Here is a 26156-nt window from a genome sequence, read left to right on the forward strand (position 1 = left end):
TCTAGTATATGGACATATAGACGTCCAAACGTCTAAATTAAAATAAAATCTAATGTGAAGTTGAGGAAGTAGAAATGGGTTTTCATCATGCGCAACATGCTACGTCGCTAAACCAAAGCTTATCTGAGCTTAATGGTGACATTAACGTTTCTTTTGAATTTTTCCCGCCTTCAACTCCAGAGATGGAAACTTTACTGTGGAACTCTATCCGCCGTTTAGAACCACTAAACCCTAAATTTGTTTCAGTGACTTATGGCGCTAATTCTGGCGTTCGAGACAGAACCCACAGTGTCATTGAGCGCATCCAACAAGAGACTAATCTGTTGGCAGCGCCGCACTTAACTTTAGTCGATGCTAGCGATGAAGAATTAAAAGAGCTGGCTAAGCATTATTGGAATAGCGGTATTCGTGACATCGTGGCACTGCGTGGTGATTTACCCGATGGCAGCCCAAAACCAACTCGCTTTGCCAATGATCTTGTGAGTCTATTGCGCTCGGTGGCTGACTTTGATATTTCAGTTGCGGCTTACCCAGAGGTGCACCCTGATGCGAGTAACGCACAGGCTGACCTTATTCATTTGAAAAAGAAGATTGATGCCGGGGCCAACCGCGCCATTACCCAGTTCTTCTTTGACGTTGAGTCTTACTTACGTTTTCGTGACCGCTGCGCGGCTGCAGGCATTGAAGCTGAAATTGTACCGGGCATTTTACCTGTAACCAACTTCAATCAAACTAAGCGCTTTGCTGCTATGACAAACGTGTCAATTCCAAGCTGGTTACACCGTCAGTTTGAAGGGCTAGAAGATGATGCTACAACTCGTCAGATGGTCGGCGCTAACGTGGCGATTGATATGGTTAAGGTACTGTCTCGTGAAGGCGTGAAAGACTTTCACTTCTACACCCTAAACCGTGCTGAACTGACTTATGCGATTTGTCACACATTAGGTGTTCGCCCTGGCAAGTAGATACTTAGCTAGGTTAACCAATAAAACCAACAGCTTTTTGAGTTGTTGGTTTTTTGTGTCTTTTTCTGCTTAGTAGCTGGCTCAATCTTCTTTTAATTTTAGCTATTTTAAGTGCAGGAAAGCAGCCAGAAATATACCTCGCTGGTATATTCTTATATAAACTATTTTAAAGCCAGATAGGCGAGCTTTGAGTGCAGAGCACCGGCTTATAACGCTAATACTTCCTTGAGCACTACCATGTCTACAGCGGATAACGAGAGTCAATAAGTGAAACAACAAACAGAAAACTGCCCTTTATGCCAAAAGCTAAATCGCTGTGCGGTGACATTGGGCGGAGATATAAATGAATGCTGGTGTAATACACAACCGTATTTGACTAAAGAGGGCTTAACTAAGGTGTTAACCGAAGAGGTGTTAGTGACACTTGATGGTTCAGCCTGTATTTGTGAGTCTTGTCTAAATTCAATAAAGGCTGAACTTGCGATGAAGCATGCTTTGTATAAGCAGGTTGATTAATTCTAGACCAATCATGGTCGTTTAAGGCACTATGCCGTTCTTCTTTTATCTGTATCGAGCACATCATGGATACGCTTACTCAGCGTGCTGAGTTTAAACTCGGTTTAATCTTTATTTCAGTAGCAGTTCTTTTTTGGGGTTTATTGCCCATTGCTCTTAAACTATCGGGAATGTTTATCGACCCTGTTACCTTAACTTGGTTTCGATTTCTGGTTGCGTTAGTGGTGAGTTTCGCTATTCAATGCGTTAGCGGCAGCATTAAACAATTTAAAGGGCTAGATAAAGCGTCTTGGATTAAGTTGACCCTAGCAGGGATCTTTTTAATTTTTAACTACGTGTCTTTTGTTTATTCGCTTAAATATTTAGCGCCGGGTTCAGCTCAGCTAAACTTTCAAACCGCGCCGTTCTTTTTAGCTTTCGGTGGTATGTTATTTTTTAAAGAAAAGCTTAATGCAATACAGCTTAGTTGTTTTGCGACGTTAGCATTGGGAATGTTGATGTTCTTCCATCCTTATCTAGGATTTTCTGCTGGGCCTTCTGACGTATGGAAAGGTGTACTGATTGTCCAATTCTCGGTTTTATCGTGGGCAAGCTATGCACTCATTCAAAAGTCGATGATTAAGCGATTATCTCCAAATAACATTCTGTTATTCATCTACTTGTTTGGCATTTTTGCTATGGCACCATTTAGCGATTTGAGCCAATTTGCCTCAATGAACAGCAATGAATGGGCTATTGCGATATTCTGTGCGATTAACACCTTAATTGCTTATGGCTGCTTTGGTCAGTCAATGAAGTATTGGCCTACGGGTCAGGTGAGCGCAATGCTGGCGTTAACGCCAGTGATTAGTTTTACCTTAACGGCAATCGTGGTCAGTTTAGGGTGGTGGAGTGACCTGATTAAAGGCGCGATTATCGACCCGTTATCCTTTAGCGGAATCGTGTTGATTATAGCCTCAGTGATCGTTGTGCAGTTATCGCCTATCTGGCAAAAGCGCAGAGCGTTGAAGCAAGCGGCAGCTTAATATTTAGATAATAGCTTTAGTTGCTATTAGATAAGATAAAAACCACCTTAATAGGTGGTTTTTTATTGTTTAAAATCTGTTTACCCAGATAGTCGCTATGAACGAATGTCTCTGGTTAGAAGTGGGACTAAGTCAAAGGTGCTTAGACTCAGGTGTGAAGCCATTTAACCTAGAGTGACAACCATAGGCTTGAATTAGTTATTGTATTAATAGCCATTAAGTCATCAAAAGCAAACGAGCAATGTTCACAAATTAGAGATACAAAAAAGGAGCCTTATGGCTCCTTTTTAGGTGTCGTTATCGAACTTAAGTTCTTAACTTAAAGACTTATTCAGCGTCTCTTGGACCTTTACGGTGCGGCTTTCTGTCACCAGAAGGACGACGGTCGCTACGATCACCTGATGGGCGGCGGTCGTTACGTGGACGACGTGGTGGACGGCTGTCGCCACCAGAAGTATTAGCAAAAGTTTCGCCAGCAGCTTCACGGATGTTTAGTGGACGACCACAAACACGTACTTTCTTAAGGTGCTGTAATACTTCTTTTGGCATACCATCTGGCAAGTCAATTGCTGTTACTTGGTCGAACAACTGGATTTGACCAATGTAACGGCTGTCGATGTTTGCTTCGTTAGCAACTGCACCAACGATGTTACCTACGCCAACACCGTTGTCACGACCTACATCAATGATGTAACGGCACATTTTAACGTCTGGATTATCTTTTAGTGAATCAGCAGCACCTAGGTTAGCAGGTGTTGGGCGAGATTCACGACGTGGACGGTCGCCACGATCACGTGGGCCACGATCATTGCGGTCACGAGAGTTACGGTCGTCACGGCTATCACGTTGACGTTCGTTCATTGCAGGTAACTGCAGTGGACGATCTTTTTGTACTTGGTGTAGCAATGCTGCTGCAAGTACGTCGGTATCGACTTCAAGTTCTTGACATAAAGTTGCAACAGCACCTTTCATGAACTCAAGATCTTGAGAAATGATTTCAGCAACTTGCTCACCTAGACGAGATAGACGACGTTCAGTCACTGTTTCTGGGCTAGGGATATCCATTGGTGAAATACGGCTCTTAGTCGCACGCTCGATAGTGCGTAGCATACGCATTTCACGGTGAGTAACGAATAGAATTGCCATACCTGTACGACCAGCACGGCCAGTACGACCAATACGGTGAACGTAAGCTTCAGTATCGTAAGGGATATCAAAGTTAACTACGTGACCGATACGCTCAACATCTAGACCACGTGCCGCAACGTCAGTTGCAATAATAATATCTAGCTTGCCACGCTTAAGTTGGTCAACTGCACGCTCACGTGCTTGTTGGTTCATGTCACCGTGTAGTGGTGATGAAGCGTAACCGCGGGCTTCTAACTTCTCAGCTAGTTCAACACAGCTATTACGAGTACGAACGAAGATAATGATACCTTCAGTCTTCTCAACTTCTAGAACGCGTACAAGTGCTTCTAGCTTATTGTGTTGTGAAACTTGTACGAAACGCTGTTCGATTGTTTCAACTGTAGTATGAGTCGCAGCGATGCTTACATGCTGTGGCTCATTTAGGTATTTGTTAGCAACACGCTTAATCTGCTCAGGCATAGTTGCAGAGAATAGCGCTAATTGGCGAGACTTAGGCGTGTGCTCAAGGATCCATTCGATATCATCGATGAAGCCCATTTTTAGCATTTCATCAGCTTCGTCCAGTACCATAGCTTTTAATGTATCAAGCTTAAGTGTGCCACGACGCATATGGTCCATAACACGGCCTGGAGTACCAACGATGATTTGAGGACCACGACGCAATGCATTTAACTGCTGGTGCATGCTTTGTCCGCCGTAAATTGGCAGAACGTGTAGACCTTTCATGAATTTTGCGTAGCTAGCAAATGCTTCTGCAACCTGAACTGCAAGTTCACGAGTTGGTGCTAGTACTAGAATTTGTGGTGCATTAGTCGTTGGGTCAATGCTGTTTAGTAGAGGTAGTGCGAAAGCACCTGTTTTACCTGTACCAGTTTGTGCTTGACCTAAAATATCTTTACCAGCCATTAGAGGCTCGATACTTGCGGCCTGAATTGGAGTTGGTTTTTCGTAACCTAACTCGTCAAGAGCACGCAACAAAGGCTCGGCAAGACCGAGTTCGCGGAAAGTTTTTTCATTGGATGACATGGGTTGTAGCCTTGTGGAATAGCTGAGCACATTAGTATGTGCTTAAGTGTAATAGACAGAAAATCAACCCCGTGTCGACTTCCCGCACCGAAAACGTATCAGTAAGCCGACTAGTATAGCAGCACCTAATTGGTAATACCAATTAATCTTGAATTTTTATCGAATTACAAAGCAAATAGTAGGCCAAATAATGATTTACAGACAATGAAAAGTCAGTCTTTGTTCACGTTAATGGGAATTTTGTAGCAGTAAAGTATCTATTTTTAGCAATTGGTACGCAGATTCGCTTACTGCTGCAATAAAGTTAATATTTAGCTTTTCCAGTGTATCCGTTGGTTGGTGATAATCCCTGTGGGTCGGAACGCCAAAATACAGCCAAGGAATGCCAGCTTTATGCAGTGGGTAATGATCAGATGCTCTTAGGTAATCAACAGTGATGGCGGAGCCGTCAAAGCTTTTAGGTTGCTGAGTGCGTATACATAATTGATTATCTTGAGTTAAAGTTTTACGGATCTCTACAGCTGATGAGAATCTTCTAAGCCCCTCTATATAAATCGCTTTCGTTCTATTGGGTCTGCCAATCATATCTAGGTTTACAGCGAGTTGTATTTGCTCAGCTTGCGGCGTTGTGGCAGTTAAAGCTAATTGCTCGGTTAACCCATAGGCGCCGTACAAACCGGGCTCTTCGGCATCAGTTGCAATGAAAAGTAAGTTTACTTTGCTTGTTTGCTTTGCTGCGTGTTGAGCCAGTTGCAGTAAACCTGCTATGCCAGATGCATTATCATCTGCACCTGGGTAATAACGTTTATTGCTGCCACCTAAATGGTCGTAATGGGCAATTACCATGCGCCAGTTGTCACTAGGAGAGCTAGCAGGCACAACACCAATAATATTGATACCTACTTTATTGCTAAATGAGCTGTGATAAGTAAAAGGATGTTGGTATTGTCCTTGAAATGGCTCAAGTCCAATTTGTTGAAAGCGTTGTTGGAGAAAATCACGGGCAAGCGCTGCGCCTGGAGAGCCAGTTTTACGGCCGGCCATGTCGCTACTGGTGAGGGTTTTAATATCGGCGGTTATCGTTGCAGTGTTAGCCCAACTGAGCTCCGGTGTTTTATTGCAGCTTGGGTTAGAAGCGCAGCCACTCAGTGATACAAATATAATTAAGCACAGTAAACGCAACATCCATTTTCGCCTTTTTGATAACTTGCTAACTATTATGTTAGCAAGTTATCGGCTTACTGAGCCCAAAACAAGTAAACTTATATTTGGCTGAATTGCATAACGTTTTTGTTAACCTGCGGTAGGTCAATGGCTTTAACCTTGTACACTTTTACCCGTGAGAACAAGCGCCGCTTAGCACCGACTTGAATTAACGACTGCTCTTTGAGGTTGCCTACCGCCACACTCGATACTGTGCCGTTTGGCAGTGCAATCGTACTTGATTCTTTATCGCTGCTAATGACTCTAGCGCTATGAATACTACAACTACCGATCAAAGGGTCCACCACGGCAGTAAGTAAAAGGCCGAGTGAAAACACTAGGCCCAAGCTTAAAAAGAGATTACCAAAGTGCATTTTTTGCTTTTTAAACCTTTAATTACTTAGTTAAAAGTGGCTTTAAAAAGCGTGCGGTATGGGACTCGGTATGTTCTGCAACTTCTTCAGGGGTACCGGCAACCAAAATGGTCCCACCGCCTGAGCCACCTTCAGGTCCAAGATCGATAATCCAGTCAGCGGTTTTAATCACATCAAGGTTATGCTCAATAACAACGATAGTGTTGCCGTGCGACTTGAGGCGATGCAGTACATCTAATAACAATTGAATATCTGCAAAGTGCAAACCTGTTGTTGGCTCATCTAGAATGTACAGTGTTTTACCTGTATCACGTTTTGACAGCTCTTTGGCGAGTTTAACTCGCTGCGCTTCACCGCCTGATAAGGTAGTCGCACTTTGGCCTAAACGAATATAAGATAAGCCTACATCCATTAAGGTTTGTAGTTTACGGGCAACAGCAGGAATAGCCTCGAAGAACGGACGCGCTTCTTCAACTGTCATCTGCAGCACTTCATGAATGTTTTTGCCTTTAAAGCGCACATCTAGTGTTTCGCGGTTATAGCGCTGACCTTTACAGCTATCACACGGCACATACACATCTGGTAAAAAGTGCATTTCTACCTTGATTAAGCCATCGCCCTGGCAAGCCTCACAGCGGCCACCTTTAACGTTAAACGAGAAACGACCAGGCTGATAACCACGAGTTCGCGACTCTTGTGTTGCAGCAAATAGCTCACGAATTGGGGTGAAAATACCAGTATAAGTCGCAGGATTAGAGCGTGGTGTGCGGCCAATTGGGCTTTGGTCGATATCGACCACTTTATCGCAGTGATCCATACCCACGACTTTCTTATAAGGTGCTGGCTCATCAACAGTCGCGCCGTTAAGTTGCATGTGAGCAATTTTGTAGAATGTGTCATTAATCAGTGTTGATTTACCTGAGCCAGACACACCTGTGATACAGGTAAATAAACCAACAGGTATTTGCAAATCAACATCTTGTAGGTTGTTACCCGATGCGCCAAATAGCTCGATAAGCTTACTTGGGTTAAACTCAGTACGTTCAGTTTTGATGTGGATCTGCTTTTCACCAGACAGGTACTGACCTGTGATGGACTCTTTGCAGTTAAGTAGGTCTTGTAAGGTTCCTTCACCAATCACTTGACCACCGTGCACACCGGCACCTGGGCCGATATCAATCACGTGATCAGCCATACGAATCGCATCTTCATCGTGTTCAACCACAATCACAGTGTTACCGAGATCGCGCAGATGAATAAGGGTTTGTAGCAAGCGCTCGTTATCACGTTGATGCAGACCAATTGATGGTTCGTCTAACACGTACATTACGCCAACAAGGCCGGCACCAATTTGGCTGGCAAGACGAATTCGCTGCGCTTCACCGCCTGACAATGTGTCAGCAGAGCGTGAAAGACTTAAGTAATTCAAGCCAACATTCACTAAGAAGCCTAAGCGATCGCGTACCTCTTTAAGGATTTTTTCGGCAATTTGGGCGCGTTGGCCAGTTAGCTCCAGTTTGTCAAAGTAGTCCATGGCTTCGCCGATAGACCACTGAGTCAAAACAGGAAGATTTAGATCTTCAATAAACACGTTACGGGCTTCTTCACGCAGACGTGAGCCGCCACAGCTTTGGCAAGATTGTGTGTTGATAAATTTGGTTAGCTCATCACGTACCGCATTTGACTCGGTTTCGCGGTAACGGCGATCCATGTTGTTTAAAATCCCTTCAAATGGGTGATTTCTAACAACGACATCGCCGCGGTCATTGATGTATTTAAAAGCAATGCTTTGTTTGCCTGAGCCGTAAAGTACAATTTTACGTACTTCGTCGCTTAGTTGCTCAAACGGCTTTTCAATATCAAATTTGTAATGCTCGGCAAGCGAGGTCAGCATTTGGAAGTAATAGAAATTACGTCTGTCCCAGCCGCGAATTGCACCGCCTGCTAATGAAAGCTCGGTGTTGGTGATCACGCGTTCAGGGTCAAAAAACTGCTGCACGCCTAAACCATCACAGGTTTGGCAAGCACCTGCAGGGTTGTTAAACGAGAATATGCGTGGCTCAAGTTCTGCCATTGAGTAGCCACAAACTGGGCAAGCAAAGTTAGCTGAGAACACATGCTCTTCAGGCTTATTTTTGCCTTCAGCAGGATCCATGCTGGCAATCTTGGCGATACCGCCTGAAAGCTCAAGCGCTGTTTCAAATGATTCGGCCAAACGCTGCTTGATATCACCACGTACTTTAAAGCGGTCGACCACCACTTCAATGGTGTGTTTGACGTGAAGATCTAGCTCTGGCGGATCGGTTAAATCGCAGACTTCACCATCGATACGGGCGCGGATATAACCTTGCGCAGATAAGCTTTCTAATAGCTTAACGTGCTCACCTTTACGGTTGTTAATCACTGGCGCGAGTAACATTTGACGGCTGTCTTCTGGCAGCTCAAGCACCTTGTCGACCATCTGGCTGACGGTTTGTGCGGCTAACGGCTCACCATGAGTTGGACAGCGCGGCTCACCAACACGAGCAAATAGCAGACGTAAATAATCGTAGATTTCGGTAATAGTACCCACGGTTGAACGCGGGTTATGAGACGTTGATTTTTGTTCGATGGAAATTGCGGGGCTTAAACCTTCAATATGGTCAACATCTGGCTTTTCCATCAAGCTTAAGAATTGACGCGCATAAGCAGATAAAGACTCGACATAACGTCGTTGGCCTTCTGCATATAACGTATCAAACGCTAGAGAAGATTTACCTGAACCCGAAAGTCCTGTGATCACGATAAGTTTGTCGCGAGGAATGGTCAGGTTGATGTTTTTAAGATTGTGGGTACGAGCACCACGTACTTCAATATTTTCCATCTAGCGTTCAGATCTCAAAGCCGAAAAAAGTGGTTAAGTATCTCACAAATTTGCCTCAGGAAATAGACAGAACTGGCTATCAATTGTAGGTGACAAAACAGATTTTTCCATGGCGCAGCCCTTAACTCCTTTGATAGAGGCGCTTTGGCAAGCAAGAACTTAAAACATGGCTTGACTATACATCTTTAGTTTTTACTTTTGGGCTATGAAAAACTTCGTGATAAACTCCGCGACCTAATTAAGGTTGACTGATCAGGGCGGGGGCATGGCCAACAACGGACTTTCTAAGACTGAGAAAAAAGTCGCGTTTTCTTTAGCCAGTGTATTTGGCTTACGCATGATGGGCTTGTTTATGATCATGCCTGTTTTTGCGCTTTATGGGCAACACCTTGAGGGATTCTCGCCTTTATGGGTGGGTATTGCGATTGGCGCATATGGTTTAACGCAAGCAATTCTACAGATCCCAATGGGGATTTTATCTGACAAATTTGGCCGCAAACCCATCATCTTAGCCGGATTACTTATTTTTGCTCTCGGTAGCTTAGTAGCTGCCAATGCCGAAACCATTTACGGCGTGGTCGCTGGGCGCGCCTTACAAGGCATGGGCGCAATTGCTGCGGCGGTTTTGGCGTTAGCTGCTGACTTAACCCGTGATGAGCAGCGCACTAAAGTGATGGCGATTATCGGTATGTGTATCGGTTTTTCGTTCGCGTTATCACTGCTCGTTGGCCCGATTGTAGCGCAGCATCTAGGCTTGTCAGGGCTATTCTTTATGACCGCAGGTCTTGCATTGCTGGGTATGGTTATCGTACAGGCTTTAGTTCCTAATCCTATTTCACAAGCACCTAAGGGCGATACGGTTGCTGCGCCAGAAAAGCTCAAGCGCATGTTAATGGACCCGCAGTTATTTAGACTCGATGCCGGTATTTTTATCCTGCATTTAGTCTTGACCGCTGTGTTCGTCGCCCTGCCACTGGATCTCGTCGATGCTGGACTTGCCAAAGAAGAGCACTGGATGCTGTATTTTCCTGCCTTTATGGGCGCGTTCTTTTTAATGGTACCGCTGATTATTATTGGGGTTAAGCGCAATAATACTAAAGGCATGTTCCAAGTTGCACTGCTGATTATGATGGCCGCTCTAGGTTCAATGGCTATGTTTGCTGATAACTTAATTATGTTAAGTATTGCAGTGGTGCTGTTCTTTACCGGCTTTAATTACCTAGAAGCATCACTACCAAGCCTAATTGCAAAATTTTGCCCTGTGGGTGATAAAGGCTCGGCGATGGGCGTTTATTCTACTAGTCAATTTTTAGGTGCATTTTGTGGTGGTTTATTAGGCGGTGGCGCCTATGAATTATTAGGTGCATCAGGGGTATTTGCCGTTGCATTAGGCTTGATGGTTATTTGGTTTTTATTGACCTTTGGCATGAAAAATCCAGTGCTTTTGAAGAGTTACACATTAGAAGCTAATGTGACTGATAAACAGAGTGCAGTGAGCATGGCGACTGAGTTGTCGGCACTTACCGGTGTGTCAGAAGCGATAGTAGTACTCGAAGAGAAAGTGGCTTATTTAAAAGTAGATGACCATTTCGATTTGAGAGAAGCCAGAGCTGTGTTACGCTCTGTCGATTAGTAAAAATTTAATATACGTTCCAGGAGATTTCAATGGCTAGTCGTGGTGTCAATAAAGTAATTTTGGTCGGTAATTTAGGACAAGATCCTGAAGTACGTTACATGCCAAATGGCAATGCCGTAGCCAACATTACCGTGGCGACAAGTGAGTCTTGGAAAGACCAACAAGGTCAACAGCAAGAGCGTACTGAATGGCACCGTGTTGTGATGTTCGGCAAACTAGCTGAAATCACTGGTGAGTATTTACGTAAAGGCTCTCAAGTTTACCTTGAAGGCAAACTACAGACTCGTAAGTGGAAAGACCAAAGCGGTCAAGATCGTTACAGCACTGAAGTGGTTGTTGATCAAGGTGGTAGCATGCAAATGCTAGGTAGCCGTAACCAAAATGCTGGTGCTCCATCTCAAGGTGGCAACCAGAACTATGGTGGCCAGCAACAGCAGCAAGGTGGTTATGGTTCACAGCAACAGCAGCAACCACAGCAAAATAGTTACCAGCCGAAGCCACAAGCTCCAGCTCAGCAAGGTGGTTACCAACAGCAACCGCAACAGCAGCAACAAGCACCTCAACAAGGTGGTTATGCACCTAAGCCACAATCTGCACCAGCTCCGCAGCAAGCGCCACAACAGCGTCCAGCTCCGCAGCCACAGCAGAACTTCACTCCAGATTTGGATGATGGCTGGGATGACGATATTCCGTTCTAGATCTCACTTGAGCCAAGTATGGCAATAAAGTTAGCGTGAACATTGAAAGCCCAGCGAGTAGCTGGGCTTTTTTATGGCTGTAATTCGTAAAACATAATCCTACCCAAATGTACTACGCCTTTTTTCTACGTTTGTTCGCTTTGCTGCAAACCGGTTAAAGCAGGCGTCAAAACCAATTCAATTACTGCTAGTGTAGAAAACCGATAAGTCGATGGGCTTAGTCGTGCCAGTTGCAAGCGGGTTTATTTGAATATTGCTACTTATTAAATGCAGGGGTTGTATTTGCGATGCGGGTAAAGCTTTCAATTTTTTTACTGATTTTTTGCTGTTCATTGCCTACTTGGGCGCAGGACAGCGATATTGAGATCAGTGGCTTAGTAATTGATAGAACCTTAACGCGCTTTGGCAAGGACTTTAGTTTTTACTATTCAAGTTATTGGCGAGACTTGCCGTTTACACAGGGCTTTAATGTCACTTTATATGAGACGGTTTTCCCTCAAGCTGGAACCTTGCTTACTTTGGAGGTTAATGGCGTTACGATCTATAAAACTCACTTTGGGCGCAGAGCTAGCCCGATAAAAGAAAGAGCAGAACAAGCTATATTACTCACCATAGATCATCTTGCTCGAGTTAGAGCAAATGCCATTACAGGGGAGTTAGCAGATAGTTCAGACGGATATTAGGATAACTAAAATGAATAACAGGATGTTAATTTTAGCCACTGCATTCTTGGCTAATTCAGTACAGGCAACAGAGTTAGTTTATACGCCAATTAATCCCAGTTTTGGCGGCTCAGCGCTTAATGGATCTTATTTGCTTAATAAGGCGAATGCACAAAATGATCATACCGCCAAAACGACGGAAGAGGATTTTGTTTCTCGTTTTAAAGAGTCTCTAGAGCGCAATATTATGAATACTATTACCCGTGGTGTCGCCAGCGGGGAAATTACTGATGGAACATACGATACGGGGGACTTCCGGATTGAAGTGGCCTCTATTGGTGGTGGAGTGATGCTTACTATCACCAATTTAATCACTGGTGAAGTCACAGTGATTGAAATGCCAACATACGGAGGGTAAAACATGAAACGTTTAACTACTTTTATGATTGCACTTGGTTTGTGTGGCTGCAGTCTTATTCCTAAGCCTGAGCTAAATATAACAGAGGCCAAGCTCAACCCAACTAGCGAAACGATGCAGGCGCTAATGGCGAAACCTGGCCCTAAGTTTCCAATTCCTGTCGCTGTTTACTCTTTTAGAGATCAAACAGGGCAATATAAGCCACAGCAAAATGTTAGTTCTTTTTCAACCGCTGTAACTCAAGGCGCTACCTCTATGTTAGTGCAAACGCTGCTTGATTCTAAGTGGTTTACGCCAGTTGAAAGAGAGGGGCTGCAGAATTTACTGACTGAGCGAAAAATAACTAAAAAGCAGCCTGCTAAATCTAAGAAAGAGGATGTGCCACAGTTAACCAATGCTCGCTTGCTATTAGAGGGGGGCATTATTAGCTATGAGACTAACATTAGCACTGGTGGTGCCGGCGTAGAATATTACGGTATAGGTGCTTCGGAGATGTATCGTGAAGATCAAGTGACTATTTACTTGCGCGCCGTAGATGTACATACGGGCAAAGTTATGATGTCAGTTTCAACGACTAAGCGGGTATTTTCCCAAGAAATGCGTGCAGGTTTAATCCGTTTTACTAGCCTTAATCGACTTGCTGAGGCAGAGGTTGGATTTACTACCAATGAGCCGGTGCAGTTTTGTGTATTACAAGCCATTGAGCTCGCTGTTGCCGAATTGGTAGATAAAGGCGTTGCCATGGGATACTGGGCGCCAGCTTAACTACCACAAGTTATAGATCTATGTGAATAGGCTCTGCAAGGGCCTTTTCTTGGTTATCTTTTATTTAGTATTCAATATTCAGTCCTTTCTACCTCGTACCTTTTTATTTACGGATAATTTGGTTGTTAAAGCAGCTTTTTGTAGCTATTCACTTCGCAATGTTATATTAATGTTAAGTGCTTATTGCCGCAGCGGAGTAGTGCAGAGGAGCAAAGGATTACCTTACTCTTTAACATTTGTGGCTCAGTCAGATTCATGGAGAGAATTCAATGAGTAAAATTGATGAGTTAGTGTTTATTCATCAGGTTGCATCACCTTGTCATTTGGCTATTTTAGCCGAATCAATTGGCTTAAAAACTCGAGTGATAAAAAAGCCTTCGGATTTAGTTTTGGCAAAGGAATGTAATCGTTTTTTTCTAGTCGCTCAAAAAGGAACTGCACTAGATAGCAAAGGGATCCCGTTGGTTGCTGCTAGATTAGTGTCGCAATATCCAATTGCGCTATACCAAGTTGAGCGCAATACCTTAGATCCTAAGGCCGCAATGTTGCTTGGCATTAAAGGTTTATTGTATGCCGATCAGGGTATGGATTTACTACTGACGGGTTTGCGTAAAATGGTTGCTAATGAGCTGTGGTACGACAGGGTTTTGCTTAGCGAAATGTTTAATCATTTGGTTAAGCGTCTTGATAACGGTGGAGAGTCATTACAGGACACTGTTGTTATGCTACAAATGCTAACCGATCGCGAAAGAACCATTATCCAACTTGTTTCAAGTGGTGCGCGTAATAAAGAGATTGCTCATCAACTTTGTATTAGTGAGCATACAGTCAAAGCGCATATATCTTCTATTTTCAGAAAGACACAATCACGTAATAGAGTTGAGTTATTACGTTGGGCACAGACTTATCAAAGCCAATTTGAGCTGTGTTCTTAGGTCATTTTGCGATTTAAAGTTAGTGATTTAGTTTATGTATTTCACATATTAAGAAAGGGAGCTAGCGCTCCCTTTTTTAATTTTTACTTTTAGTCTAGCTTCTAGTTTTGCATCACTGTAGCAGTGTTGAAATCACCAGTTTGAGAAACGTTAATTACGTTGCCTGAACCAGTTTGTGAACCCATAACTAAGTTGTCATTACCTGTTTGTGCGATATTCAGGCTGTTATCAACTCCGCTAACTTCAAAAGAATCGATACTTTCACCACCAACCCAGTTACCGTTACCTGTTTGTGCGATTGTTGCAATATTCTCATCGCCAACAATAATTAGGTCGATAAGGTTAAGCTCACCCTCTTGGGTCATTTCAACTTCAGTATTATCAAAACCAACAACCGAAACTAAGGCTTCGTTTGCATTGCCATCTTGCTCAATATCAACATCGTTACCAAAACCTACCACATCAGCGTATCCGAAGTTTTCATTACCTTCTTGCGCTATTTCGATACCGTTATCATCAAATTGTGTGAAAGCAACAGCTTGGTTATCATCACCATCAGACATGATTGATACATCATTATCGTTACCATATTGACCGATAGTGGCAAAGTTCCCCGTTCCTTCTTGATCTAGCATTAAGCTATTTTGGTCACCAAAAACTTGGAACTCAGCACCATTGTTATCGCCATCTTGTTCGATGCGAATCATGTTGTCGCTACCCTGAATTTCAGCAATTAACGTATCGCCAATAGTGTTAGACATACCATCTTGTTCTATTTCGATATCGTTATCATCGCCAGTTGCTAGTGCTAGGAAAGCTGTATTGCTAGTGCCTATTTGATCTATTTCAATTTCATTTTCAGAACCAGTCAGCTCATATACAAAACCTGTGTTGCTATCGCCTTCTTGCGATACGATAAAGTTGTTGTTGTCTCCTTCAACACCTTTTACTGCACCAAGGTTATCATTACCTTCTTGATACACTTCAACGTCATTGTTATTGCCAACATTAGGTGTAATGTCCAATGACACAAAACCTGCTACGTTATTATCACCGAACTGGGTAATATCACCGTCATTAGCATCACCCTCTACACGAAATGTTGCAAAGTTATTGTTTCCGTCTTGTTCTACGTAACTTGTATTTTCGTCACCGATTAACTCAACTACTGCGCTGTTTTGCTCACCTAGTTGAGTAACGGTCGCTTCGTTGCCATCGCCAGTGATATCGATATCTGTTTCACTGAAGAAGCCGCTTTGCTCTACAGTGAGTGAGTTGTCGTTGCCTGTTACGTCAGCTGCTGAAATATGCCAATCTTCAGTTTGGTTGATATCAATCACATTACCTTCACCAGTTGAGTCAACATAAGCTTCATGCCATACGCCGTCTTGAACAACGTTTGCTTCTTGTGCATCACCAGTTTGATCAACAGTAGCAATGTTTAGATCTCCTGTTTGGTTTACCGTAGCATCCTGGCCAAAAACTGCGCCTGATGCAGCTGTTGTTTGAGTAATTTCTGCAGTGTTAGCTGAATCCGCTAGCGCAGCGCTGCTCATACCTAAACTTGCTGTAATGGCTAACGCAATCATAGTTTTAGTTGTTTGCGATCTCATTTGACGCTCCCTTTAATATTGAGTAATTGTGATTGCGGCACCATCTGCAATCTGTTCAATTGAAAAACTGGCACTCCCCAGCTGATTAATTTGTACTAAATTGTCATTGCCAATCTGGGTGATAGAGGCTTGATTATCATTACCAGATTGTAAGAGTTCGACTTCGTTATCTTGACCATACTGCAAAATATCAGCCTGATTGTTGCTGCCGACTTGTAATAAGTCCGCGATATTATCTTCACCAAGCTGGCTAAGCGTTGCCTGATTCAGCACACCAGATTGTGCAAGGTTAATAACGTTGTCTCGGCCTGAACTCTCGAGAAGTGTTTGTAGTGTTATGGGCAGCTCGTAGGCTCCTAGCTTAGATTCATCACCAAGACATGAGGCTGAATAAAGCGTGAGGGCAAAGATGGCTCCAATTGTTTTAAAAACGGACACTTAACGCTCCTTTTCTTTCAATTACAAAGTGCAGCTAGCTTCACTTTGCTGTTTGCTGGTGAACGTTCTTAAAAGGCTGTTCGCCAGATCTGCGACTCAAGTTACCTTGCTGCTTTTTTGTCGCAATCAGAAAAAGGTCTACTTATTCGAAGGGCTTTTTACTGTAGTTAAATAATCCAATTTCAAGTTAACTATATGGCCATATTGGTTTTTTTATCTTTTATTTGAGTTATTAAAGGTTTTTTGTAATTCCATGGGATTAGTAGTTTAGTGCTAAATGAATTACGCCTACTTTTAAATGAACTGTCACTATGGCAACAATCCTTACGGTTAAAAAGCTCGAGGCGCATAGACGTAATTCACTTGCAAGCTTGCTGCTTATGGAGACGTTTAGTGCGCCAAATTGGGGATACTTAAAGGATTAAAGGGACCTGTTATGTTGAAAAAGTTAACACCGTTAGCAGTCGCTATCGCCGGAGTAATTGCGGTTTCGGCTGTACCTGCACAAGCTAAGTCTGTTGTGCAACCTGAATATATTAAAGACTCACTTATCGTTGTTTATAAAGACAATGCCACTAAGGCAGAACGTGAATCTGCACAGCGTTTAGTGCGTGGTTCAATGCGAGATCTCGACGCCAATGGTGTTGATGATCGTTTTGCTAATTTGCTTGATGGTAAGTTAGCTAGATTAACTTTAAGAGCTGGCTCTGATGTGGGGCAAGCAATTAAGATTATTAGCCGCCATCCTGCGGTTAAATACGCTGAACCAAACTATGTTATTAAGGCTATCGGTACACCAGATGATCCAGATTTTGTGTCGTTATGGGGACTAAATAATACCGGCCAAGACGGCGGCACTGCTGATGCTGATATTGATGCTGTTGAAGCGTGGGACATTACAACGGGTGATAGCTCTATTGTAATAGGTGTGATTGATACTGGTGTTGATTATAACCACCCAGATTTGCAAGCCAATATGTGGACTAACCCTAATGAGATCCCTGGCAACGGTATTGATGATGATGCTAACGGTGTAATTGATGATATCCATGGTTTCAATGCTAATAATAATAGCGGCGACCCGATGGATGACAACGGCCATGGTACTCACGTGGCGGGTACTATCGGGGCTTCCGGAAATAATGGAGTCGGTGTAGTAGGTGTAAACTGGGATGTTAGTATCATTGGTTGTCAGTTCTTGAATGCTAGCGGCTCAGGTTCTACTGAGGGCGCTATTGCCTGTATTGATTATATGACTGACTTAAAAGTGAATCATGGTGTTGATATTAAAGCGACCAACAACTCTTGGGGCGGCGGTGGATTTAGCCAAGCGTTAAAAGATGCCATTGAATCTGGTGGTGATGCAGGGATTTTATTTGTTGCAGCAGCTGGTAACGGTGCTTATGACAATGACGCTAGTGCAAGTTATCCGGCAAGTTACGACTCTGACGTAGTGATGGCGATTGCCAGTACCGATCGCAATGATGCAATGTCGAGTTTTTCTCAGTGGGGTTTAACGAGTGTTGATATGGGCGCTCCAGGCTCGGCAATTCTATCAACTACTCCGGGTAATACTTATTCAACTTTCTCTGGTACTTCTATGGCAACACCGCATGTTGCGGGCGCTGCGGCATTGGTATGGTCTATTAACCCAGATCTTTCACCAACTGAAATGAAACAGTTATTGATGGACTCTGGTGATGTGAATGCGGATCTAACGGGTAAAACTGTTGCAGGCTCTCGCCTCAATGTGGCTAATGCTCTTGATCTCGCAGATCCAGATCCTGGATACCGCTTTACTGTGACTCCTGCTTCGCAAACCGTTGAAGCGGGAAGTTCAATCAGCTTCGATTATAGTGTTGGCAGTGTCGCTGGTTGGGATGGCACAGTTGCATTGTCAGTTGCTGTATCACCGGCGCTAGCTGGTGTAACTTTATCAAGTAATAGCGCAGTGGCTGGTGATTCGTTTACTGTTAATGTAGCAACTGATGCTGCGGCTGCATGGGGTGACTACACCATTACAGTGACCGGTGATGATGGTTCAACAGTTAAAGACAAAGCTGTTTCGTTGAGCGTGTTACCACAAGGGCTGCAGGACTTTACATACACTAACACTGACTCTGTGGCTATTCCTGATAATGCTCCAGGTATTGTGAGTACTATTGATGTTGCAGATGATGTTCAAGTGTTTGGTGTTAATGCCAATGTTGATATTTCACATACTTGGATTGGTGATTTAGCCGTAACACTAACCTCACCAGCGGGTACAGAAGTTGTATTACATAACCGTGAAGGTGGTAGTGCAGATGATATTGTTAAAAGCTGGGACTTAAGCGCATTTAATGGCGAAGTTGCGACTGGTACTTGGAGTCTATCTGTTGATGATAATGTTGGCAGTGATACAGGAACACTTAATAGTTGGGGATTAGTCATTTCTGGCGTGGGTGAAGCCGCTCCTGCTGCGCCAATTGCTGACTTTAGCTATGCAGTTGATGGTTTGAATGTCGCCTTTACTAACTTAAGTAGTGATGTGAATGATGACATCGTTAGCTATAACTGGGATCTCGGTGATGGCAGCGTATCAACAGATATGAGCCCGTCACATGTTTATGCTGTAGCAGGAACTTACACTGTTTCTATGCTAGTAACAGATGCTGACGGAAATACTGATACAGCAACAATGGATGTTGAAGTGTTTGAGCATAGTATTACAGCAGCAGTTACACGTACTAAGCTATCTCGTCGCGGAAGCGCATTAGTTGACTTAACTTGGGATGGTGCTGCTGGCGATGATGTAGTTATTTATCGTGACGGCAATGTAATTGCAACTACGCGTAATGATGGCCGCTACCGTGATCGTTTCACTGATGCACCAGCATCAGTAGAATACAAGATCTGCGAAGCTACAAGCAGCCTTTGTTCTGACGTGATAACAGCTTCTTTCTAGAAGTTCGTTGATTGCGTTTAAAGCGGCCATTAGGCCGCTTTTTTATTGGGATTAGCGCTTATTCACTAATTTTTGTTGATTCTTCAAACTCATAATCACTGAGCTTTTCATTGTGACTAATATCAACCGCAGATATAGGATTCCCCGTTGCCCATAGCTTACGCAATTTAGGGTTGTGGCTAACATCGAGTTTGCTGATTTTATTATCAGTGATGTACAGCTTAGTTAATTTAGGGCTATGGCTTACATCTAATTTAGTTAGCTGGTTATACATAAGCCCCAAACTTGAGATTTGGTTATTTACAGGCAACTTAAGTTCATTAAGTTTGTTTGAGCCTAAATCAATTTGTACTAGGGCTTTGTTGGCGCTGAAATCTATTGATGTGAATTGGTTTTCTTTGGCTGAAAAGTAACGTAATGCTGGCACATTGCTGAGATCAAGTTCAGTCAGTTGATTACCCACAATGGCAAGATCAGTCAGTAAAGGTGTGTGACTAAGATCCAGTGAGTTTAGTTGGTTAAATGATAGATTTAGTTCTTCTAACTTTGGCGTGTGACTTAAATTAATCTCAGTCAATTTGGCAGACATGACTGCTAATTCTTGCAATTTAGAGTTGTGGCTAAGATCAATTTTACTAATTAACTTAGCATCTAGGCTTAAAGATTCTAGCTGAGGACTATGGCTTAAATCGATTGTGTTTAATTGCTTTGAGCTAATTGAAAGGTCTTTTAGCTTTGGGTTATGGCTTAAATCAATCGTACTTATCTGTGGTCCAGCTAAGGTTACTGTTTCTAGTGCTGGAAAGAATTTCAAATCATTAACACTGTTCATCGGTAAATGGCGACAATTTAACTTTTTAGTTTGGCTTGGATCTGTGACGCGATGAACTTCTACACACTTTTTAAAATTAGCATCTGCAAAAACAAGTTGTTCTACTGAGTTAGCAGCTTGAGCCTGAGCTGAAGACAGTAGCCCTACTAATACCGCTATAATCGTTTTATTATTCATAATGTTGAGTGTCTGATTTGAATGTAGGCGGGCATATTATCTTGTTAAGTTATTCGTTTTCAAGTCACTATATTTAATAAGGTTTTCATCTAAATTAGCTATCTTTAACTCAATTGTTAATATTAGTTTGACCAAGTGTAAGGCTCACTCTTGAAGCGGGACTTGGATAAATGCACTCTTTCAGGGGGGAGCTAAAAAATTTCATCAATTTCAATAATTTCTTAGAAACTCTACCTGTAACTCAATTCTCCCAAAAAAATACGATCAAACTCACATTTGGTTAATGGTTTGCTTACAAGGCTTTTGTAAGCTGAGCAGAATGTAAAGGCGCAATAATAAGGTGATTCAGAGAATGGTTGAAAAGGCGCGCTAGCCTTGTAGCCAAGGAAAAAACGAGCCAGTCGGCTCGTTTTTTTTAATCGCTTAATTAGGTATCTCGCAGCCTGTTGGATGATAGTGCTTATTGGGCTTCATATATAGGTACGATTTGTTGTCTGCTGAATTCGCCTGAGATAGTGGTGCAAGAAGGTGAATAAGTGGTGGTTTTTAGATTATACAGCAACTTTTGCGGGTTCAAATTTTGCTAAGGGATATGCGCAATTAGGCCAGTAAAATCGAACAGGCTTTGACCGACTCATATTGGCTTGTCATATTGTGTTCACATTGTAGCGATAGCCTAATATCTATAGAAAATTAGCTTGTTGTCTTTCATTAGTATTTGTTGTCTAAACGGTTGATGTTGTGAGGTTTGTTAACTAGCTGGATGTTTTTTTACATTTATTGATAACGAAAAACTTGAATAACCGCTGCTTTGAACTAAATTCGATAAGAGCTGAATAATTTATGTGATTTATTTCATCTTTGAGAGTGATATTTCGTATTTTCAACTATTGATATTCGGCAAAAATCTGTAAAAATACCGCTTCTGTCCCTGATGAAAAAATATAGGGAAAACGGAGGTAAATGTTAGCGCAATTTACTTCTTATTTATTTTTGTATGTGTTGATTTAAGGGCATTAACATATATGTATAAGACTTCAAAAAAACCAGTTTGGTACGGTGAGCTAAGAACTGCTCGTGGCAATACCATTCTTATTCATGATAAACAGTTTCCTGATGCTTCTGCTGGACGCGTTTACTTCTATAACGCAACTCGCGAATCAATCATCGAGTATGCAGAAGATATCGTTAAGCCAAACCTACATGAGCTTGATGATCAGGCTATCGCAGAAGTTGAAAAGACTTGCGGTGCAGCTTGGTTCGCAGCACGTGAAGAGTTTATGGCTAAGCATCAAGGTTGGGTTGAAGCAAACAATCCAAAGAGTGTTGCAGCGCCAAAGAAAGCTAAAGCAGCACCAGCAGATGATGACGACGAGCCAGAGTTAGAGTCTGCCGATGGCGACGACTACGATGACGATTGGTCGGACGATTACGACGATTAAAAAAACAGCGCCTTATAGGCGCTGTTTTTTTATGTGCTTTGTTTGCTATTACTCACTTTCAAACTGATAGCGACTAATGTGATGATAGATTTCGCCTGGTGCGATTAATGCACTGCCTGCGATTTGTGTTTGATTTGGGGCGTCAGGTATTTGCTGAGGCTCCAGACATAGACCTTGATACTGCTTGAGCACTTGCTGGTTTTTGCCTATCGTGCCTTGTAAGTAATTAGCACCATAAACTTGTACGCCGGGCTGATTGGTATATAAAGTTAAGCTACGACCACTAAGCGGAGAGCTTAATGTGCCAAAGCGCTGCAATTTAGATTCGCTTTGGGGCAATAAATAGCAGTGATCTATCCCCTTGGTACTGGTGAACTCTTCTTGACCAATCAGTGACTGTAGTTGTGTTGGAATGGATAAATCTAAAGTACTACCTTTGCTGTCACAAATCGCAGTAGGTATGCCTGTTTCATCCATCGATAAATACTGCTCTGCATAGGTTTGTAGTTGATGATTCAGAGTGGTTTCGCTGGCGTCTAAATTAAAGTAACTGTGCTGTGAAAGGCTAATAGGGCAGGTTTTATCTGTGCTGGCTAATATTTCTACGTATAGATTATTGCCCACAAGACGATAATCTAGCTGAATATTGCAATTTCCTGGAAAGCCCATATCGCCATCTGGGCTGCGTAAACTTAGGCGCACACCATCGGGTAGGGTACCTAACTGCCAATTTTTTCGATGGAAGCCTTCGTGCCCGCCGTGTAAGCAATTACCAGCTTGATTAACATCTAACTGGTAGTGCTGATCGGCAACTGAGAATTGCCCCTTGGCGATTCGGTTAACAAACCGTCCTGCAATCGCACCTAAATGCGCTTGTTGAGTTAAATAGTCTTCGGCGCTATCGCATCCTAGAACAATGTTGGCACGTTCGCCTTCTTTATCAGGCGCCCATAGAGAGCGGATTATCCCACCGAGGCTTAGTACCTCAACGGCAAGTGTGCCGTTATCCATGAGTACTCGTTCAATCTGTCCACCACGTGGATCCGTCCAAGGTTCAAGAGCGCGAATACGTACCATTTTTCGTCCTGTTAGCGTTATTTTAGTCGTCGATGCGTTTGGCACCATCGCTGGCTAAGCACAAGTAAATATCTGCTTCTAGCCCGGTTTTATCAGTAAACTTTTGTTCAATCGTAGCAACAACAGCATCGGTGAGTTCGTGATCAACTAGTGCGACAATACAACCACCAAGGCCGCCGCCAGTCATACGCACGCCGCCACGATTTCCTATTACCTCTGATACTATCTCGACAAGGTAATCAATTTCAGTGGTGCTGATCTCAAAGTCATCACGCATTGAAATATGCGATTCAGCCATTAGCTGACTTAATTTAGCGATATCGCCAGACTCTAATGCCCAAGCCGCATTTTGGGTACGGCGATTTTCACTGAGTACATGCTTAGCACGCTTATAGTAAGCTTCTGGTAGTTCAGCCTTGGCCGCCTCTAAGGTCGAGAGATCTAGATCGCGCAATGACTCTAGGCCGAAATGGCTGGCTGCTTGTTCACATTGCTCTTTGCGTAAATTGTATTGGGCTTCAATTTCATTGCGCTTAACGTTGGAGTTGATGATCAACAAACTCAAGTTTTCAGGAATACTAACGGCTTCGCTATCAAGATCGAGGCAATCAATTAAAAAGGCGTGGTCTTGCTCGCCAAGAGCGCAAATCATTTGATCCATAATGCCGCAGGCATGACCTACAAATTGGTTTTCGCCGCGTTGAGCAAGTTGAGCGATAGCAAGAGGTGATAGTTTAATTTGGCTACAATCGTTAACCGCAGTGCCAAAAGCCACCTCTAAAGCGGCTGATGATGATAAGCCCGCATTCATAGGAATATTGCTAACAACAGCAATATCGAGCCCTTTAGGTGCAAGCCCTGAGCTTGCCATTGCAGCAGTAAAGCCTTTTAAATAGTTAGACCAGTGCTTTTTAACTGGTGCGCCTTCTTCACCAAATGTCCAAGATACTATCTCGCCTGGATAGGCATCCGACACTGCGCGAAATTGCAGGTCGTCACGGCGCTTGGCCACAATAGCAGTATGAAAGTTAATTGCAGCTGGCAGCACAAAGCCGTCATTGTAATCGGTATGCTCACCAATAAGATTCACACGTCCAGGGGCACAATAAAGCTCATCAGCTTGGGTGCCAAAAGTTTGCACAAACAATTTGTTTGCTCGCTGAGCGGGATTGGACATAATTCAAAATTCCGAATGTTAGTATTTGCGTTCAGTACAAAACGTTGCTGTAAACTGAGTGGTTTAGCTGCGGTTTGATTCTAACGACCAAATTAATAACAGCGGTTTACCTAAATGGCTTGGTTTACCCAAGCGATTGAGCGGCAGCGAGGTCATAATCTATGCTTGATGCTGCTTTTGCTGTAAAGCGTACTTTAGTGCTCAAAATCCATCTATTGATTTATATCATGTCTTTGTAACTTGTGTAACTGAGTTTTTCTGTTAGCTACTGGTTGGCGTGCTTGTTGATTAAAGAAATTGACATGGGATAAGTTCATCAGGAACACCTGATAAAGGTGTGGCTAGGCTTGTAAGTAACGCATAGTGGTTAGATGCTAGTTATCAAAAGGGTGCTCTCTAGCAATGCTTGCGCTAGGGGGGGATCTTGATGAAATTAACCTAATGATAATCCTCCTAGAGCAAACGCAATAGGAGGATTGAATCGCCGACTTTTATAACTAACGAACCTAACGAACTAGGGTATTAGCTAATTAGTCTTTTGCTGCAACCGTGGTTTCAACTTGGTTTTTATGGTTAATCGCATCAGGGTTATCTGGTGCGGTGCCGCTAGGGGTTAATAGCTCTTTAACTAAGTGCTCAACAAAACCGGCACCAGCGGCTTCATAAAGGTTATATACACTGTCTACGCCTGATTCACTAAGCGACTCAGCATCTTCTTTATATTTTACAATTGCACTTAGCTTGCCTTGATATTCAAGAGATTGCAGCTGCTCAACTGCAAACTGATTACCAGCATGATGCGGCATAGTTAATAGCACTAGCTCAAGGTTTGGCGCTCTGTCGAGCTTTTCCCAAAAGTCAGTATCAGAGGCGTCGCCTTGTACAACGTTTCGTCCTTGGCTGATATGAAAATCAACTAGGTCTTGCTTGTGCTCAACACCAAGAATTTCACCATCATAACGTGATCGCAGCTCGTCATAAGCACCTGAACCAATACGTCCCATACCTAAAATTAAGAAGCGTGGGTTACCAACCGGAATGGGTCTATCTTCAGGATGTAGCGGATGTTTCTCCAAACGCTTAAGCCAAGCTTGGTACTTTTGATAAAGTCGGCTTGATGCGATATTTAGTGGTGCTGCAAACAAAAAACTAAAGCTAAGTGCTACCGCCAAAATGACCATCCACTGCGGTGGCAGCCAGCCCTTTGAGGTGGCCACTGCAGCGACAATTAAACCAAACTCACTATAGTTGCCCAAGCTAAATGAGCTCATTAGCGCAGTGCGAGAGCGCAGCTTAAAGTGGGTGAGCAAATATAGAAATAGAATGACTTTTATCGGTACAACCAGCACTAAAATTGCCGCGAGTCCTATATCAGAGAAGCTTGGTAAGCCATTAAGGCCAACGGTTAAGAAGAAAGCCACTAAGAATAGTTCTTTGAAGTAAAACAGCGATTTAGCCAGTTCTGATGATTTAGGGTGACCTGCGAGTAAAATACCAATAATTAGTGCACCAAGATCCGGCTTTAAGCCAACAAGCTCAAATAAACCTGCACCCATAACTAGTGCCATAACTAAGCCAAACAACACTAGTAATTCACCGTGGCCCACACGATCAAAGGCTTTATAGATAAGTGGCTTTGCTAGTGGTAGCAGCAATAATCCTAATGCCCAGTATGATGGAATATCACCCTTGGAAATCGTTAAAAATGCTACCGCAAAGATATCTTGCATAATCAAGATACCAATGGCTACACGGCCATATAGCGACTGCATGTCACCTTTATCTTCCAGTATTTTTACTGCAAAAATGGTACTCGAGAAACTTAACGCGAAGGCGAGTAGGGCTAATTGATTTAGTTCGAGTCCGGTTAGTTGCTCAAGCCCTAAAAGGCCAAGTAGCTTTAATAGCGGAATAAAAAACAGCATTGAGCCTAAAAGATGTAAGCTGGAACCTGCCCAAACTTCTGCTTTAAATAAACTTCTGAGATCGAGTTTTAAACCAATGGCAAATAGTAGGAGGGTTACACCTAAGTTTGCCAATTGCTCCAGCATTGGCAAACTGGACTCTTCAATCCCAAACAGAAACAGCATAAATCCCGCAACAAGATAGCCAATTAAAGGGGGAAGTCCCACACGGCTAACTAGCATGCCGCAGGCTAAGGTGATTATGAGTATGGCGGGTTCCATGATGCTCCTTTTTAATTATGGAATGATGCACC

21 protein-coding genes are annotated in these 26156 nt (G+C 43.1%); 11 read left to right on the plus strand and 10 right to left on the minus strand.

Annotated elements, in window-relative coordinates; genetic code table 11:
- Positions 1-74 precede the first annotated feature (74 nt).
- The 3 genes from metF to L2740_RS15330 all read left to right on the plus strand — a co-directional run bounded on the left by metF (position 75) and on the right by L2740_RS15330 (position 2506).
- Positions 75-965 (plus strand): methylenetetrahydrofolate reductase, encoded by an 891-nt coding sequence (gene metF, locus L2740_RS15320; RefSeq protein ID WP_248950992.1) that lies wholly within the window; start codon positions 75-77, stop codon positions 963-965.
- A gap of 267 nt (positions 966-1232) precedes the next feature.
- Complete coding sequence (locus tag L2740_RS15325) at positions 1233-1481, plus strand: cysteine-rich CWC family protein (protein ID WP_248950993.1); 249 nt, start codon at positions 1233-1235, stop codon at positions 1479-1481.
- Positions 1482-1546: 65 nt separating this feature from the next.
- On the plus strand, positions 1547-2506 hold the full coding sequence (locus L2740_RS15330) for a DMT family transporter (protein WP_248950994.1): 960 nt from the start codon (positions 1547-1549) through the stop codon (positions 2504-2506).
- A 327-nt stretch (positions 2507-2833) separates the two neighbouring features.
- Here L2740_RS15330 and L2740_RS15335 read toward each other — a convergent pair whose 3' ends face one another.
- The 4 genes from L2740_RS15335 to uvrA all read right to left on the minus strand — a co-directional run bounded on the left by L2740_RS15335 (position 2834) and on the right by uvrA (position 9121).
- Positions 2834-4681 carry a DEAD/DEAH box helicase gene (locus L2740_RS15335; protein WP_248950995.1) on the minus strand — a complete coding sequence of 616 codons (1848 nt, stop codon included), beginning with the start codon at positions 4679-4681 and terminating at the stop codon, positions 2834-2836.
- Between the two features lie 228 nt (positions 4682-4909).
- A complete protein-coding gene (locus tag L2740_RS15340) occupies positions 4910-5866 on the minus strand; it encodes a M28 family peptidase (RefSeq protein WP_248950996.1) in 957 nt (318 codons plus the stop codon).
- A 77-nt stretch (positions 5867-5943) separates the two neighbouring features.
- The gene (locus L2740_RS15345; RefSeq protein WP_248950997.1) at positions 5944-6258 is read right to left on the minus strand and encodes a hypothetical protein; all 315 of its coding nucleotides are present in this window, start codon (positions 6256-6258) and stop codon (positions 5944-5946) included.
- A gap of 22 nt (positions 6259-6280) precedes the next feature.
- Positions 6281-9121, minus strand: a complete 2841-nt coding sequence (gene uvrA / locus L2740_RS15350) for an excinuclease ABC subunit UvrA (RefSeq protein ID WP_248950998.1) — start codon at positions 9119-9121, stop codon at positions 6281-6283.
- Positions 9122-9386: 265 nt separating this feature from the next.
- Between uvrA and L2740_RS15355 the strand changes: the two genes are divergently transcribed.
- The 6 genes from L2740_RS15355 to L2740_RS15380 all read left to right on the plus strand — a co-directional run bounded on the left by L2740_RS15355 (position 9387) and on the right by L2740_RS15380 (position 14235).
- Positions 9387-10754 carry an MFS transporter gene (locus L2740_RS15355; protein ID WP_248950999.1) on the plus strand — a complete coding sequence of 456 codons (1368 nt, stop codon included), beginning with the start codon at positions 9387-9389 and terminating at the stop codon, positions 10752-10754.
- A gap of 32 nt (positions 10755-10786) precedes the next feature.
- Positions 10787-11455, plus strand: coding sequence for a single-stranded DNA-binding protein (ssb, locus tag L2740_RS15360; protein WP_248951000.1), 669 nt, complete (start codon positions 10787-10789; stop codon positions 11453-11455).
- A 287-nt stretch (positions 11456-11742) separates the two neighbouring features.
- Complete coding sequence (locus L2740_RS15365) at positions 11743-12138, plus strand: curli production assembly/transport protein CsgE (protein ID WP_248951001.1); 396 nt, start codon at positions 11743-11745, stop codon at positions 12136-12138.
- Positions 12139-12148: 10 nt separating this feature from the next.
- On the plus strand, positions 12149-12535 hold the full coding sequence (locus L2740_RS15370; RefSeq protein ID WP_248951002.1) for a curli assembly protein CsgF: 387 nt from the start codon (positions 12149-12151) through the stop codon (positions 12533-12535).
- 3 nt (positions 12536-12538) lie between these two features.
- Positions 12539-13300 (plus strand): CsgG/HfaB family protein, encoded by a 762-nt coding sequence (locus L2740_RS15375; RefSeq protein WP_248951003.1) that lies wholly within the window; start codon positions 12539-12541, stop codon positions 13298-13300.
- A 269-nt stretch (positions 13301-13569) separates the two neighbouring features.
- Positions 13570-14235 carry a response regulator transcription factor gene (locus L2740_RS15380; RefSeq protein ID WP_248951004.1) on the plus strand — a complete coding sequence of 222 codons (666 nt, stop codon included), beginning with the start codon at positions 13570-13572 and terminating at the stop codon, positions 14233-14235.
- Positions 14236-14336: 101 nt separating this feature from the next.
- Here L2740_RS15380 and L2740_RS15385 read toward each other — a convergent pair whose 3' ends face one another.
- On the minus strand, positions 14337-15848 hold the full coding sequence (locus tag L2740_RS15385) for a curlin (protein WP_248951005.1): 1512 nt from the start codon (positions 15846-15848) through the stop codon (positions 14337-14339).
- A 12-nt stretch (positions 15849-15860) separates the two neighbouring features.
- Positions 15861-16259 (minus strand): curlin, encoded by a 399-nt coding sequence (locus L2740_RS15390; protein WP_420833538.1) that lies wholly within the window; start codon positions 16257-16259, stop codon positions 15861-15863.
- Between the two features lie 463 nt (positions 16260-16722).
- Between L2740_RS15390 and L2740_RS15395 the strand changes: the two genes are divergently transcribed.
- Positions 16723-19233, plus strand: coding sequence for a S8 family serine peptidase (locus tag L2740_RS15395; protein WP_248951006.1), 2511 nt, complete (start codon positions 16723-16725; stop codon positions 19231-19233).
- A 58-nt stretch (positions 19234-19291) separates the two neighbouring features.
- Here the strand turns inward: L2740_RS15395 and L2740_RS15400 are convergent, their stop codons facing one another.
- Complete coding sequence (locus L2740_RS15400; RefSeq protein WP_248951007.1) at positions 19292-20242, minus strand: leucine-rich repeat domain-containing protein; 951 nt, start codon at positions 20240-20242, stop codon at positions 19292-19294.
- A 1025-nt stretch (positions 20243-21267) separates the two neighbouring features.
- On the opposite strand from L2740_RS15400, the gene L2740_RS15405 reads away from it, so the two are divergent.
- Entirely contained in the window at positions 21268-21684 is a 417-nt protein-coding gene (locus L2740_RS15405) for a hypothetical protein (protein ID WP_248470170.1), read from the plus strand.
- Between the two features lie 48 nt (positions 21685-21732).
- Here the strand turns inward: L2740_RS15405 and L2740_RS15410 are convergent, their stop codons facing one another.
- From L2740_RS15410 to L2740_RS15420, 3 genes are all read right to left on the minus strand, one after another.
- The gene (locus tag L2740_RS15410) at positions 21733-22761 is read right to left on the minus strand and encodes an aldose epimerase family protein (protein ID WP_248951008.1); all 1029 of its coding nucleotides are present in this window, start codon (positions 22759-22761) and stop codon (positions 21733-21735) included.
- A 22-nt stretch (positions 22762-22783) separates the two neighbouring features.
- Complete coding sequence (galK, locus tag L2740_RS15415) at positions 22784-23938, minus strand: galactokinase (RefSeq protein WP_248951009.1); 1155 nt, start codon at positions 23936-23938, stop codon at positions 22784-22786.
- Between the two features lie 530 nt (positions 23939-24468).
- Complete coding sequence (locus tag L2740_RS15420) at positions 24469-26124, minus strand: cation:proton antiporter family protein (RefSeq protein WP_248951010.1); 1656 nt, start codon at positions 26122-26124, stop codon at positions 24469-24471.
- Positions 26125-26156: the final 32 nt, after the last annotated feature.

The organism is Shewanella pneumatophori (genome assembly GCF_023283895.1).
Taxonomy (GTDB): Bacteria; Pseudomonadota; Gammaproteobacteria; order Enterobacterales; family Shewanellaceae; genus Shewanella; species Shewanella pneumatophori.

Bases quoted from the DNA above. Each gene is read 5' to 3' on its own strand.
- metF (WP_248950992.1), top strand. From the start codon at position 75: ATGGGTTTTCATCATGCGCAACATGCTACGTCGCTAAACCAAAGCTTA.
- L2740_RS15330 (WP_248950994.1), top strand. From the start codon at position 1,547: ATGGATACGCTTACTCAGCGTGCTGAGTTTAAACTCGGTTTAATCTTT.
- L2740_RS15335 (WP_248950995.1), bottom strand. From the start codon at position 4,681: ATGTCATCCAATGAAAAAACTTTCCGCGAACTCGGTCTTGCCGAGCCT.
- L2740_RS15340 (WP_248950996.1), bottom strand. From the start codon at position 5,866: ATGTTGCGTTTACTGTGCTTAATTATATTTGTATCACTGAGTGGCTGC.
- L2740_RS15345 (WP_248950997.1), bottom strand. From the start codon at position 6,258: ATGCACTTTGGTAATCTCTTTTTAAGCTTGGGCCTAGTGTTTTCACTC.
- uvrA (WP_248950998.1), bottom strand. From the start codon at position 9,121: ATGGAAAATATTGAAGTACGTGGTGCTCGTACCCACAATCTTAAAAAC.
- L2740_RS15355 (WP_248950999.1), top strand. From the start codon at position 9,387: ATGGCCAACAACGGACTTTCTAAGACTGAGAAAAAAGTCGCGTTTTCT.
- ssb (WP_248951000.1), top strand. From the start codon at position 10,787: ATGGCTAGTCGTGGTGTCAATAAAGTAATTTTGGTCGGTAATTTAGGA.
- L2740_RS15365 (WP_248951001.1), top strand. From the start codon at position 11,743: ATGCGGGTAAAGCTTTCAATTTTTTTACTGATTTTTTGCTGTTCATTG.
- L2740_RS15370 (WP_248951002.1), top strand. From the start codon at position 12,149: ATGAATAACAGGATGTTAATTTTAGCCACTGCATTCTTGGCTAATTCA.
- L2740_RS15375 (WP_248951003.1), top strand. From the start codon at position 12,539: ATGAAACGTTTAACTACTTTTATGATTGCACTTGGTTTGTGTGGCTGC.
- L2740_RS15380 (WP_248951004.1), top strand. From the start codon at position 13,570: ATGAGTAAAATTGATGAGTTAGTGTTTATTCATCAGGTTGCATCACCT.
- L2740_RS15385 (WP_248951005.1), bottom strand. From the start codon at position 15,848: ATGAGATCGCAAACAACTAAAACTATGATTGCGTTAGCCATTACAGCA.
- L2740_RS15395 (WP_248951006.1), top strand. From the start codon at position 16,723: ATGTTGAAAAAGTTAACACCGTTAGCAGTCGCTATCGCCGGAGTAATT.
- L2740_RS15400 (WP_248951007.1), bottom strand. From the start codon at position 20,242: ATGAATAATAAAACGATTATAGCGGTATTAGTAGGGCTACTGTCTTCA.
- L2740_RS15405 (WP_248470170.1), top strand. From the start codon at position 21,268: ATGTATAAGACTTCAAAAAAACCAGTTTGGTACGGTGAGCTAAGAACT.
- L2740_RS15410 (WP_248951008.1), bottom strand. From the start codon at position 22,761: ATGGTACGTATTCGCGCTCTTGAACCTTGGACGGATCCACGTGGTGGA.
- galK (WP_248951009.1), bottom strand. From the start codon at position 23,938: ATGTCCAATCCCGCTCAGCGAGCAAACAAATTGTTTGTGCAAACTTTT.
- L2740_RS15420 (WP_248951010.1), bottom strand. From the start codon at position 26,124: ATGGAACCCGCCATACTCATAATCACCTTAGCCTGCGGCATGCTAGTT.